Annotated in this window: 9 protein-coding genes; 3 read left to right on the top strand and 6 right to left on the bottom strand. The window is 41.6% G+C overall.

The window, feature by feature from the left end; translation table 11 throughout:
- Positions 1 to 84: 84 nt before the first annotated feature.
- Entirely contained in the window at positions 85 to 768 is a 684-nt protein-coding gene (tsaB, locus tag JMY05_RS08445) for a tRNA (adenosine(37)-N6)-threonylcarbamoyltransferase complex dimerization subunit type 1 TsaB (RefSeq protein WP_045444638.1), read from the bottom strand.
- 204 nt (positions 769 to 972) lie between these two features.
- Positions 973 to 2,514, bottom strand: coding sequence for a signal recognition particle protein (gene ffh, locus JMY05_RS08450; protein ID WP_045444257.1), 1,542 nt, complete (start codon positions 2,512 to 2,514; stop codon positions 973 to 975).
- A gap of 473 nt (positions 2,515 to 2,987) precedes the next feature.
- Between ffh and JMY05_RS08455 the strand changes: the two genes are divergently transcribed.
- On the top strand, positions 2,988 to 3,779 hold the full coding sequence (locus JMY05_RS08455; RefSeq protein ID WP_055124689.1) for an inner membrane protein YpjD: 792 nt from the start codon (positions 2,988 to 2,990) through the stop codon (positions 3,777 to 3,779).
- 123 nt (positions 3,780 to 3,902) lie between these two features.
- Here JMY05_RS08455 and purU read toward each other — a convergent pair whose 3' ends face one another.
- Together purU and JMY05_RS08465 are read right to left on the bottom strand one after the other, a co-directional pair.
- The gene (gene purU, locus JMY05_RS08460; protein ID WP_227678148.1) at positions 3,903 to 4,832 is read right to left on the bottom strand and encodes a formyltetrahydrofolate deformylase; all 930 of its coding nucleotides are present in this window, start codon (positions 4,830 to 4,832) and stop codon (positions 3,903 to 3,905) included.
- Positions 4,833 to 5,047: 215 nt separating this feature from the next.
- Positions 5,048 to 10,708: a beta strand repeat-containing protein gene (locus tag JMY05_RS08465; RefSeq protein WP_201614820.1), complete on the bottom strand. Its 5,661-nt coding sequence runs from the start codon at positions 10,706 to 10,708 to the stop codon at positions 5,048 to 5,050.
- A gap of 485 nt (positions 10,709 to 11,193) precedes the next feature.
- Between JMY05_RS08465 and rpmB the strand changes: the two genes are divergently transcribed.
- On the top strand, positions 11,194 to 11,430 hold the full coding sequence (gene rpmB, locus JMY05_RS08470) for a 50S ribosomal protein L28 (protein WP_010201401.1): 237 nt from the start codon (positions 11,194 to 11,196) through the stop codon (positions 11,428 to 11,430).
- A gap of 133 nt (positions 11,431 to 11,563) precedes the next feature.
- Positions 11,564 to 11,719 (top strand): 50S ribosomal protein L33, encoded by a 156-nt coding sequence (gene rpmG / locus JMY05_RS08475; protein ID WP_045444249.1) that lies wholly within the window; start codon positions 11,564 to 11,566, stop codon positions 11,717 to 11,719.
- Positions 11,720 to 11,875: 156 nt separating this feature from the next.
- On the opposite strand, the gene JMY05_RS08480 is transcribed toward rpmG, so the two are convergent.
- Positions 11,876 to 12,187 (bottom strand): hypothetical protein, encoded by a 312-nt coding sequence (locus JMY05_RS08480; RefSeq protein ID WP_045444246.1) that lies wholly within the window; start codon positions 12,185 to 12,187, stop codon positions 11,876 to 11,878.
- Positions 12,188 to 12,372: 185 nt separating this feature from the next.
- Complete coding sequence (locus tag JMY05_RS08485; protein WP_045444243.1) at positions 12,373 to 12,684, bottom strand: hypothetical protein; 312 nt, start codon at positions 12,682 to 12,684, stop codon at positions 12,373 to 12,375.
- Positions 12,685 to 12,774: the final 90 nt, after the last annotated feature.

A 12,774-nucleotide genomic window follows, 5' to 3' on the forward strand; every position in this document is an offset into this window, starting at 1 on the left:
AAATATGGATCTATTGGCTAATAGCGTTTTAGAGTGTTTTTATATTTTATATAGCACTGATAATGGCTGGCATGAATATGATGGTTACGCCTTACCTTGCTCTTTTAGCGTTTTCCACGCTTGATTACGCAGATACTTTGGTAACGCTTGCGAGGCTTCTGTGCCGCCTGTCTCCATAAATTGAGCAATACCAAGCTGCCCTATCACAGTAGCATCAGGGTGAATATCTGCCTGAATGATCTGACCGTCATGTAATGTTAATAACGGCGCACCATTGCCAGCAATGGGAATATTAAGCACTGTCTGGCTGTCATAATCGAGCAACTGCTCGGTATCTTCGCCATTTTCTTGCTTAACCGCCTGCATAAGGTTGTCTATTAGCACATATTGCCCAAAATAAACTTGCTGCATACGCGCATCAAGGGCGCTATACACTTCGGTCACACCATATTTTTGATACGCCGCTTGCGCAATCGCTTGTAGGCTTGAGACTCCGACACAAGGAATATCATGGGCGACAGACAATGCTTGTACTACTGCCGTATTAATCCGTATGCCACTAAAGGCACCAGGACCACGGTTAAATATCAAGGCTTGTAAATCAGCAAGGTTGAGCTTAGCCTCGGACAAAGCGGCGTCAATCATCGGTAGAATTTGCTGGGTTTGCTGGCGTTTACCCGTCTCCGTATGACTCGATAGCACTTGACCACTGGCATCTAAAATCGCGATCGAACACTGATCAAACACGGTATCCATTGCTAAAAACATCATAACCTCGGCCTATTCACTTAGCATTATAAAACAGCGCCTATCATAGCATTTAGGATAGGCAAATTTTATTAATTTCTAAATTTTCATACTTAATCCATCAATATTTATGGGAACATGACAGGCATAAAAAATCCCAAAGCGACTTGCACCTTGGGGTTTTCATTAAGAATTCAATACTATAGCAATCTAAGCATCTATCAATTAAAAACGGGTTTTAAACTTTTTTGGCGCTTGATTCTGCATTTCCTGCATTTGTTTTTGCATCTCTTCGGTGCTTGGCATGTTGTTTGGATCTAGACCCATCTGCTTAGCCATTTGTTGTGGATTCACATCCTTGACGCCGCCTTGCTGACCGCCGCCACCAAATAAAGGACCGCCACCAGCACCGCCACCACCCATCAACCCTTGCATCGATTTCATCATTTTACTGATGCCTTCAGGCTTGGAAATCATTTTCATCATTTTTGCCATTTGCTTGTGTTGTTTAAGCAAACGATTGACGTCTTGAATCTCACGTCCCGAACCTGCGGCAATACGGCGCTTACGGCTTGGGTTAATTTTATCAGGATTTTTGCGCTCAAATGGCGTCATCGAATTAATCAACGCTTCCATCTCACGTACTTTTTCTTCTGGCTTAGCATCTTCGACCGCTTTTTGCATATCCGAGCCGCCCATACCTGGCATCTTATCTAAGAAGCCTGCCATGCCGCCCATGCTTTTCATTTGTTGAAACTGGGTCAATAGATCCTCAAGGTCGAAATCGCCGCCTTTTTGCATCTTTTTAGCCATTTTTTCGGCTTTATCACGGTCGATTTTTTGTTCAACTTCTTCGACCAAACTCAGTACGTCACCCATACCAAGAATACGTTGAGCGATACGTTCAGGATGGAACAGCTCTAACGCGTCTAATTTTTCACCGCGACCTAAAAACTTAATCGGCTTACCAGTAATCGCACGTACAGAAAGTGCCGCACCGCCGCGAGCATCACCATCAGTCTTAGTTAAAATCACACCCGTTAATGGCAGCGCATCATTAAAGGCTTTAGCAGTATTTGCCGCATCTTGACCAGTCATCGCATCGACGACGAATAAGGTTTCAGAAGGATTGACTGCTACAGTTAACGCCTTAATCTCAGCCATCATAGTCTCATCGATAGCCAGACGACCAGCGGTATCAATAATCAAAATATCTTGGTACTGAATCTTTGCTTCTTCGATAGCACGTAAGGCAATATCAATCGGGTTTTCGTCGCTACTTGAATTGACGAACTTGGCATTTACTTGCCCTGCCACTTGCTCAAGCTGAGCAATTGCCGCTGGGCGGTAGACGTCAGCTGAGACCAACATGACTTTTTTCTTATGACGCTCTTGTAAAAACTTCGCCAATTTACCAGCCGTGGTGGTTTTACCCGCACCTTGCAAACCCGCTAATAAATAAACAACAGGCGGTTTACCCGTCATCTCAAGCTGCTGATTGGCGCTGCCCATCATTTCGGTCAGCTCATCGTGGACGATTTTTACAAACGCTTGTCCTGGCGCCAACTCTTTGAGTACTTCTGCGCCAAGCGCTTGTTCTTTGACGCGCTTTACAAAGTCACGGGTGACGGGTAGCGCGACGTCGGCTTCTAGCAGCGCCATACGTACTTCACGCAGGGTATCTTTGATGTTGTCTTCGGTCAACTGCCCAGTACCGACGATATTGCGCAGGCTCGACGATAAGCGTTCTGTTAAGGTATCAAACATAAATAACTCTCAGTTAAAATAATTCTTGGTGAAAACAATATTTACTTAAAATAATACTTACTTAAAACAATACTTAACTAAAACTGGCTTCAGCTTAAATGGCGGATAAACATTATTAGGGAATACTGTAAAGTATTTAATCGTATCTTTATAAAAACAATGATAAAAAATAGTCTATTATCAATAATATAGCACCAAGACGACGCCAAAATTATAATAATTTTGCAAATACAGCATTACCGAAGCTTGGCGCAGCGCTTTATGACTTATAGACAATCGCTTTATAAGCTAGGCATATGAGCGCTTATTCAAGCAAACTTGGCCAAGCATTTATAAGGAATAAGCAAGTTGGTGCTCAATTGGCACCCATTTTATGATAAATTGGACGATTATTCTAATCATTCCGATAATACCACTTTAGCATTAAATTGAGCGGCTATTTTACGCTCAGTATGAGATGAGGCATTCTATCTGTGCACTTTGCATTCTTACTTGCTAGCCTAGCCTATATCTTAGTCAGCGCTTACCTTAGTTGGGCGCTGACTCGGGATAAGCCTATCCATAAAGGCATCAGTTTGGGATTATTGATGGTCGGCATGCTCGCGCATGCGGCGCTACTTTATCCTTATGTTGTGACGCTTTACGGGCTAAATTTCAATCTTTTTAATATCATTAGCCTAATCAGCTTGTTCTTTTTGTTCTTCTATTTTTTATTTTGTTTATATCGCCCCATTGTTAGTCTGGGCATACTGGCAGCGCCAACAGCATTGGTAGGGTTGACAATTGGCTATATTGGCCGTGCGCCTTATCAACCCATTACAAATATCAGTATTGGGCTTGAAGCTCATATATTACTGTCACTTGCCGCCTATTGTGTGCTGCTGATGGCAGCGGTGCAAGCGCTATTTTTGCGCCTACAAATACGCGAACTCAAGCACCACTCTATTCATCGCTTTTGGGTCAATAAACTACCGTCACTACAAAGTATGGAGAGTCTATTATTCGATATGTTATTGGTCGGCTTTGTGCTGCTGAGTATCGCATTGGGCATTGGCTTTATCTATGTAGAGGATTTGATGGCGCAGCATATTGTGCATAAGACCGTGTTTAGCCTACTGTCTTGGTTATTGTTTGGGGCGCTACTGGTCGGTAATTGGCGTGCTGGATGGCGGGGCAAACGTGCCGCCAATATGACTATCTATGCTTTTATCCTATTAGCCATTGGCTTTGTGGGCAGCAAGTTTGTGTTAGAGATGCTGATATAAAATCAGCGCTGCAACCCCAATAGGTCCAGAAAAAAGCCGTGAGTATTAATGAATAATACTCACGGCTTTTTTTAACCTTCTGTTAACCAGCACTTCTCAATTTGAAATCGCTCTAATTAAAGGCTAATTAAAAACCACGGTTTTATTACCCGCTACAATCACGCGGTTTTGTACATGCCAGTTTACAGCGCGTGCCAAGACATTACGCTCGATATCACGACCAATAGCGCGCAGCTCCGTCACACCTTGACGGTGAGTGACTCGGTGTACATCTTGCTCAATGATAGGACCTTGATCAAGCTCAGCGGTGACGTAATGCGCAGTCGCGCCGATGAGTTTCACACCTTTATCATAAGCTTGACGATAAGGGTCAGCTCCCACAAATGCAGGCAAAAACGAATGGTGAATATTGATGACTTGCATCGGCCAACGCTTGACAAAATCAGACGACAATATCTGCATATAACGCGCCAACACTAGCAAATCATTGCCTGCCATCAGCGTATGAATCTGCTCTTCTGCCTCAGCTTTATTGTCTTTGGTCACTGGCACATGATGGAAAGTAATACCGAAGTTCTCTACCGATTGGCGCAAGTCTTCGTGATTACTAACGACAGAGGTAATCTCGCAGTCAAGTAAACCTCGCTGATGCCGCCATAACAAATCCAACAATGCATGATCAAACTTTGATACTAAAATGCCAACTTTCGTCTTAATCGCATTATCATGTAAACGCCAAGCCATGTTATGGCGCTTGGCTACCGTATGCGCAAAACTGGCTTCAAAATTCTCAATGATCTCGCTCAATCCTGCCAAAGCAAACTCTAAACGCATAAAATATTGACCACCCTCATGAGCAGTTGAATACTGATCGAGAGTGATAATATTAGCACCATAGCGATGAATAAACTCAGATACCGCTTGCACGATACCGGCTTGGTCACGGCATTTAATCAATAGCGTGGCAGTATCGATTGCCGTCTTGTTAGGCAGGTTATTAGATAGTTTATGAGATGAGTTTTTTGCTGAAGTAATCGTTACAGTGTCTGACATAGTGCGCCCAATCAAAAAATTAAACTTGCTACTGACTTTCAATACGGTCATTAGCATAGGAAACCGACTATTCTAATCGCTTTTACCTAACTTTGCTGATTGAGTTGGTTGTATTTCGTTATTGGGGTTATAAATACGAAAACCCCCAACGCAGAGTTAGGGGTTTTTGCTTGATAGTAGTATGTGATTGAGCAGACTACCTACTAAAGTGTGGTTTATTCGATTGTAATATTTCTAGAAAATCCTGAACCGTTACTGTTAACACCTATTGTAGAACCCAATTCAAATGCTTGATTGAAGTCTACAATAAAGCTGTTATAGCCTTGTGCTGTTGTCGTTGGACTTACGCCGTTAATAGACACAGAGTAACTGGCTTGATAAGGAGATAATACTATTTTAGATGTATTTTTCTCGGCATTAATATTGACACTCAAACTGTTTACACACACCACACCAGCATCACCAAATGGGCTGGTATCACCAATCCAAGGAGAGAATAAGTTTGGATCCTCTACTCTCAAGTCACTTGCCAAATATGGTAGAGAATAGTTAATACTTTGAGTATTTTCACTACCATTTAAGAAAGTAGAAGCCTCAAAACGCACTTTCACCCAGCTTGAATAACGAATCGGATAGCGAATCTCGAAGTCTGCACGACCTTCTTCATCAGTCACGAATGAATAACCGTCATCAGATAGTGTGCCACCAATAATGGCTACGGGATTGATAGCATCAAGACTATTGTTGCTATTCACATCTTCATCACTATCTAAAGTATAGTTATATTCAGGACTGTCTTCGCTAATAATCCAATCAGTCTTCTGCAGTACAGGAACTAATTCTGCAAAAGTTATAGGTTCAGGTGTATTCACATTACCATCGGTGTCTGTAGTATTGGCCGCTTGATAAGTCACATTGCTATCAAGCAAACAAACTTTACCTTGAGCATATTCAATAGCATAAGACTTGATCGATACTTCTTTATTTGGTACCGCGCGCCCTGAGCCATCCATAACAGATATTGAACCACGAACCGTGTAATAAATATTATCAGTAGATAAGACATTACTAAACGCTAAGGTTGTATAAACTGCTTCTTTCGATACCGTAATATTAGTTGTTTTGGTGCCAATGCTGGCATTGTCGTTTAATAAGCGAGCATTAATAATCACGCCACCGATAGGTGAGCTAGCATTGGCTTGATATACCACACGCGCCTCGCCTTTGCTGTTTGTCACTGCGGTAGCAGCAGATAAGCGGCCAGCTGATGAATCTGCTGCACGACTGAATACAACCGTTTGCCCTTCTACTGGCACATCATTTTTGTCTTTAACCGTGGCAACAACTTCTGTGCTACTGCCGGGTGTGATGACTGACTTCACTGCTTGAAACAGCATCTTCGCAGGTGTAGTGGCTCTAAAACGGGTATCAACTGTGGTTTGATATTTAAGCGCGCCGTTAGTCATTTCGCCTAGCACAGTTGCCTGTAATACAGTTGTACCGGCAAGCGTAGACGTTAGTACCACAGGGACAGTAATAATATTGCCTTGAATATTGCCTGCAGTGATTGCTTGAGTAACAATCACATTATTGTTAGCAAATGTACCAATCGTTGTTTGTACCTCTACAACCTTACCAATAAGCGCAGTCGCTTGGGCTGGAGAGTCAGTACGGATTTGTACATTAATATTTTGTGCCGCATTGACATCATAGACATCTTCAATATTAATAAAACTAATACCTGCTTGTGATACTTTAACCAAATCAAGACTGCTAGTACTACGCTGTGCAACTAGTGCACGCTCACCAGTGGCTCTGGCAAAAATACGTAAGTTACCGTTATTATCAAAATTCAAATCAGCTTCGTTAATATTAAATACTGCTTTACCATCGACATTACTAGTAGCAGTCGCACTAGAATGGATAATATCACCGTTCGCGTCGACTAACTCCATATCAGCATTGGCAATAGCACGTCCCGCACCATCTAATAATGTGGTCGTGATAGTAGTAGATGCGCCATCTTTTAGATTAGCGTCTGTAGCTGTAATAGTAATTTCTGTACCGATAGCTGATAGGCTTAATGATTTCTCTTCACGCACTTGCATGCTGACTTTGCCATCTGCATCATATTGTGGCGTGACGATTCTGGCATTGATTACTACGCTATGATTTAGACGTGAATTGATAGAATTGGCTGCTAAGATGACGCCAATATCGATCTGACCATTAGCATCAGTAGTTACCATGCTTGGTGTAGTTAAAGCCGCTCCACTTGCTTCTAAAGCTTCAATATTCAGCTGTACAGGCACCCCTGCTAAGATACCACCTTTACTGTCAGTCACACGGAAAGTGGCATTAGTTTGATCGCCACCAGTGTTTAAGGTAGGTTTATCCGAAGATGCTATTAGCTGATAACTATCAATCGTAGCCGTATCGACTGCAACGATGTAGTTTTGCTCCAACTTGACATTTTCAGCAGTCGTTGTGGTCGCCGTTAAACGAATGCCATCTGCTAAAATTGCTTGATTAACGTTAGCACCATTTTCAAGTGTCAGGTTGAATGTCGCCACACCATCACTGTTAGTATTCGCAGTCCCATTAGAGACACTAACGCCTGTTCTTAAAGGATCATCAACATTTAAACTTACTTCACGATTGGCAACAGCGCCATCTTCATTCTCTAAACGAACAAATACTTTAAAAGTATCACCTTTGGTATTAACGACTTTATTCGCACCTATTGTTAAATTCTCTTTAGTACCGTTTACATCTGGTGTCACAGTTGTGACATTGGCTGCTTGAGTAACAATATTACCGTTAACGTCAGCAGCAGATAAAGCAATACTAATGCTGCTGCCGATAGCAGATTTTTGTGATTCAGTTAAGTTGTTTGCCACAGCGATAGTGAATACAGCTTTACCCGAATTGTCAGTCGTTTGACTATCAGATACCAAGATAACCCCTTTACTAGCCACAGAAGCCGGCAATGCAAAGAAAACTTTTTGACCAGTAACTACGTTACCTTTTTTATCTTTTGCCACTACCTCAATCTGTGTTTCACCACCGTTTAAGTTAAGAGCTTTTGATGAATTAACAAGCAAAGAAATAGCAGAGACCATAGACTGGACTTTGACTTTAACTTGCTGCTTTTTACCTGTTAGCGTCTCCGTCAAGGTCGCTGTTAAAACTTCCGCACTTAACGCGGCTTTTTGCTCAGCCGTCAGATCGTTTGGAACCGCGACACTGAAGCTCACTAGACCATTTTCATTCGTATTTGCAGTGATGTTAGAAGAGCCGATTTGACCGTTGACCGTCAGCAATCCTGCTAATGCACTATTATTAAACACTAACTTAATTGGCTGATTGGCAATTTGCTCACCAGAAGACTGGTCATTCAACTGGGCTTGTACGCTAGCATTACTACCAACGTTATTGAGGATATAGCCTGCTTGGCTGTTAATATTATTGGTAGCATTCAGAATATTTAGAGTGACCACTGGAGTGATAATAGTGACTTTTGTGGCTGCAGAGTTATAGACAATACCGTTTTCGACATAAGATAATTGATAGTTGATACCAGTATTTTTAAGGTCGGTACGTTCAGCGGCTGTTAGATCACTTGGTATATTAACCGCAAATAAGGCATCACCATTGAAGTCAGTCATCGCCGACTGTGTGACAGTGACTCCATAACTAAGTGCCTTGGCCCCCAATTGAATAGTAATTTCTTTATCTGAAACCGGCTTAACGTTGCTACCTTTAGCCGTCAGCTTAACACTGATATTACCGTTACCACCTAGCTCACTGATAGATGGTGTCGCAATAGAAGCAAACTGAATGCTGGTTACTGGCTGCTCAACTTTGATATTTCCTGGCAACCTAGCCTGAGTGCCATCCTCGTCTGTTATTACCGCTGTATAACCAATTCCCGACTTTATCAAATTTTCACGTTGCGTTGGCGTTAAGCTTTTGCTGATGCCAATACTAAATTCTGCTATTCCACTACTATCAGTAATAAGCTCATTACCGATAATAGTGATTCCAGTACTTGTACTTTGATCTAACACTACTTTGACTGTACGACCCACTGCTGCACTACCGTTCTTACGTTTACCAGAAACTTGCAGTTTGAACTGTTCTGCTAGCGCGCTAACCGTCGTAGGTAAGCTTTGTGCTGATAATTGGATATCGCTCTGACCTATGTCTGAGCCAATACGAATCTTTTCGCTACTGACAGAGCTCGGTACTCCTGAAGACTCGATGATGCTTGCTGTTAAAGCAAATGTTGTCGCTTTTTCTAACTGTAGTTTCTGAGCTTCTGTTAAGTTGTTAGGCACTCTTACTGTGTAGCTAACTTCACCTTTACTGTCTGTTACTTGCTCAGAGTTATTCTGTAGCGTTAATAGACCAGCACTAGCTAAGTCCTTGGGCAAGCTTGCTGTAACTTTCTGACCTGCAATGATACCGCCGCGACTATTGTTAACACGGAAGCTAATAACAGCACTACCACCTGAGCTTGATAGTTCTTTCTTGTTGCTTTCATTAAAGTTGATTTTATATTCTGCAGTAGGTAGATAAACTATGCTAGAAGCTGTTTTTGAGGTAGATGAACGATTAGGCTCAGTTAAGACAACCGTATAACTAATGCCGTTTTTGATAAGCGTCTTGCGGTCAGCCTCACTCACAGCTGCATCAATGTTCAAGGTCACATTGGCTTGCCCTTGAGCATTTAGAGTCACTTTGTTAGTGCTTAAATTCACTCCAGTCAACCCATCATTAATTTTGATGGTAGCTGTCGACCCACTGATAGCTGTCGGTACTTTAGAATTTTTAGCAGTGGCAGCAATAGTAATAGTTTGACTGTCACCATAAGCACTAAGACGACTAGAGCTACCAGTCACTGTTAAAGCATAATCAGAGACAGGTAGCGCTGCTTTGAATTCACCTTTAGTTTCTTTAGTAGCGCCACTTTCTTCTGCAATATTGATAGCATAAGCGATCGCTTTACCCACTAGCGCTGTACGGTCAGCGACTGATAATTTATCATCAACTTGAATTGTAAATGTCGCTAGACCGTTATCATCAGTAACTTTAGTGCTACCGCCAACGATAGCAATTCCTTTGACGTTGGCAATACCTAAGCCAACCGCTACATCTTTGACGCGTGCACCTTTACTATTTTTGGCAATAACACTAAGGGTTGCCGTATCACCATATACGTTTAAAACGTTATTGGAGACCGAGCTCGTAGTTAACGAAGTACTGATATCAAGCTCACTTTCGATAACTTGGGTACCGTCACCACTACCTTTTTTGCTGACTGAAACTTTTAGCTCTTGCGGTGCAACCGCAGTGCCATCTGCTTTCTTAGCAGTCGCTACTAACGTAAAACCATTTTTTATCAGGTCATCTTTATCAGCAACTGCTTGCGGATTGAGCTTTAATGCATATACTGCATTGCCATCATTGTCCGTAGTTTGGGTGCTTTGACCTTCGATAGTGATACCGTTATTTTCAGAATCCACTACTTTTAGAGTCACGGCTTTACCAACCATCGCTCCACCAGATACTTTTTCAACAGCTTTAACCGTAACGCTAAAGGCTGCTTGCTCATCAGACAACTCAATAATAGTAGGCGCTGTGCTCAGTTTTTGGATAAAGAAGTCTGGCTCGACGTCTGGCACTTGTTCGCCACCACCAGTATTACCATTACCACCAGTACCAGGTTGCGTGACACCCAAATCAGGCGCTGGTGCAACAGAATCTACAGTATCACCGTCACCGCCGCCACCGCAGCCTGCCAATGCTAAAGCACAAGTCAAAGAAGTGAGCTGAAACAGTTTAGAGGTAAAAGGCAATGAGCTATATGACATGTTTTGGACTCCGCGTCAGCAGTAATTTATTTGAGCAAATAAGCGAAAATCATTACACAGAATCATAATAGATTGGTAATGATACATAGATTTACATTAATACCCGTTGTATTAACAGATTGTATTAAATATATAACAGCAACTTTACTGACTTTTGTTATAACTTACAACTAAAAATTAATCTTTACTATTAAATAATCAACAACATAGCCAGCGAATTTCAGGGTATAATAGCCATCCTTTAGATCGACAATAATCATAAAAATATTTGAGTATTCATCTCTTTTATGGTATAAATGTCGGCTTTAAAATTTTCTGAATTGGTACGCTTGTTATTTGCCTTTAGATAACAGCAATATCAACTCAACATTCATATAGTTTTGTTTGGTGCAAAGCTGCCGCTTGCTGTGTCCATGCCGCAAAAACGTGCAACTTGCCCAGACTGGTATGAGAAAAACTCATACCTCATAGATTAGGAGTTCGCCATGTCTCGAGTTTGCCAAGTGACTGGAAAGCGCCCTATGGTGGGTAATAATGTTTCGCACGCAAACAACAAAACCCGTCGTCGCTTTCTACCAAACCTTCATAACCATCGTTTTTGGGTAGAGTCTGAAAATCGTTTTGTACGTCTACGTGTGTCTACCAAAGGTATGCGCACTATTGACAAACTTGGTATCGATAAAGTGTTAGCAGATATGCGCGCACAAGGTCAAAAAGTATAAGTTAAGACTGGCAGCTTAATATCTCGATAATTTTCGTCATTTAAGCTGCTTTTCTGCTGCATCTTATGTAGCTACATAATATTTTAGATCCGTACCTATCGTTTGAAGACCCCTCATTTACAGGAAAGCTATCATGAGAGATAAAATTAAATTAGTATCAACAGCTGGTACTGGTTATTACTACACCACTACTAAAAACAAACGCACTATGCCTGGCAAAATGGAAATGAAGAAATTCGATCCGAAAATTCGCCAGCACGTGATGTTTAAAGAAGCTAAAATCAAATAATTGCTATAATTTATAGAATATATTTTCATAAATACTTTCTATATATAAGTTATTTGAAAAAAGGGTATATCAATTGATATACCCTTTTTTGCTTGCTACTTTTCATGATGATTATTTTAATTGACTACTACTAGCCAGCTTAACAGCAACTCATCACTAACTATAGTGCGTCGGCTCTTTGTCATAAACATGCGCATGCCATTGGCTCATCTGCTTTTGCATAATGACCTGAATCGCGGCATGAATCATATGCTGACCTATCGCTTGGGTGTCACTACCAAGCAGCTCTTTAAGCTTTTCAGAAAAATCAATGGTCATCAGCGGCGCTTCGTCTTGTTCCGCGTCACGTAACAATAAGCGACCATCTTCTGCCTCTACCAACTCAAGGGTAGTCTCTTTGGCAAATCCTGCAAATTGATCCGTACTCTCGTTATCTACTTCTATATCATTATCGATATCGTATGGCATGAATTGCTTCCTCATTGTCCCGTCTAATACTTGCAAGAAAAATCGCGCGTCGCAACATTATTGTTTTACAGTAATACGGGTAAAACTATCTTAGTCATACAATGGACGCTTTGGTCTTGAAATTCAAGGCTTGTCACATAAGTCTTCTACATAAAGGCTTTTTGGGTGTGCTATCACTGATAGTATTAGCGCCAGTAGCGTAATTTTGCCACAGTAAATAAGAAGGCAACAAACATGCCGAGATAATACATGAGCTTTAACTCTAATGTCGGATCTCGATATTTAAACGGTAAGGCTACAGTGGCGGTGGCGGTCGGAAATATCAACAGCATAAGCAGCCAGTTTTCGATGACATTGAGCCAGCCTTGTAAATCAGTACCGTTACGCAATGATGCCAGCCCTAGCAACAAACAGGCGATAATTAAGCTGGTGAATAAGCCGTTGGGTAGGTCTTTTGGATAGATGATATTGGCAATCTTGGTCGGTATGATTCTCATGTAAAATTCCAGTCACGCTTATAGCGCGTGACTTAATGATTAAAAATTGTATAAAAACAGCCTATCATAAATACTGCAGTGCACTATTTA

The sequence above is a fragment of the Psychrobacter sp. JCM 18902 genome (genome assembly GCF_904846615.1).
Classification (GTDB): Bacteria; Pseudomonadota; Gammaproteobacteria; order Pseudomonadales; family Moraxellaceae; genus Psychrobacter.

What these genes read in the sequence shown, in the direction of transcription:
- JMY05_RS08465 (WP_201614820.1), bottom strand. Translation starts at nt 10,708, where the DNA reads ATGTCATATAGCTCATTGCCTTTTACCTCTAAACTGTTTCAGCTCACT.
- rpmG (WP_045444249.1), top strand. Translation starts at nt 11,564, where the DNA reads ATGAGAGATAAAATTAAATTAGTATCAACAGCTGGTACTGGTTATTAC.
- rpmB (WP_010201401.1), top strand. Translation starts at nt 11,194, where the DNA reads ATGTCTCGAGTTTGCCAAGTGACTGGAAAGCGCCCTATGGTGGGTAAT.
- JMY05_RS08485 (WP_045444243.1), bottom strand. Translation starts at nt 12,684, where the DNA reads ATGAGAATCATACCGACCAAGATTGCCAATATCATCTATCCAAAAGAC.
- ffh (WP_045444257.1), bottom strand. Translation starts at nt 2,514, where the DNA reads ATGTTTGATACCTTAACAGAACGCTTATCGTCGAGCCTGCGCAATATC.
- tsaB (WP_045444638.1), bottom strand. Translation starts at nt 768, where the DNA reads ATGTTTTTAGCAATGGATACCGTGTTTGATCAGTGTTCGATCGCGATT.
- JMY05_RS08480 (WP_045444246.1), bottom strand. Translation starts at nt 12,187, where the DNA reads ATGCCATACGATATCGATAATGATATAGAAGTAGATAACGAGAGTACG.
- purU (WP_227678148.1), bottom strand. Translation starts at nt 4,832, where the DNA reads ATGTCAGACACTGTAACGATTACTTCAGCAAAAAACTCATCTCATAAA.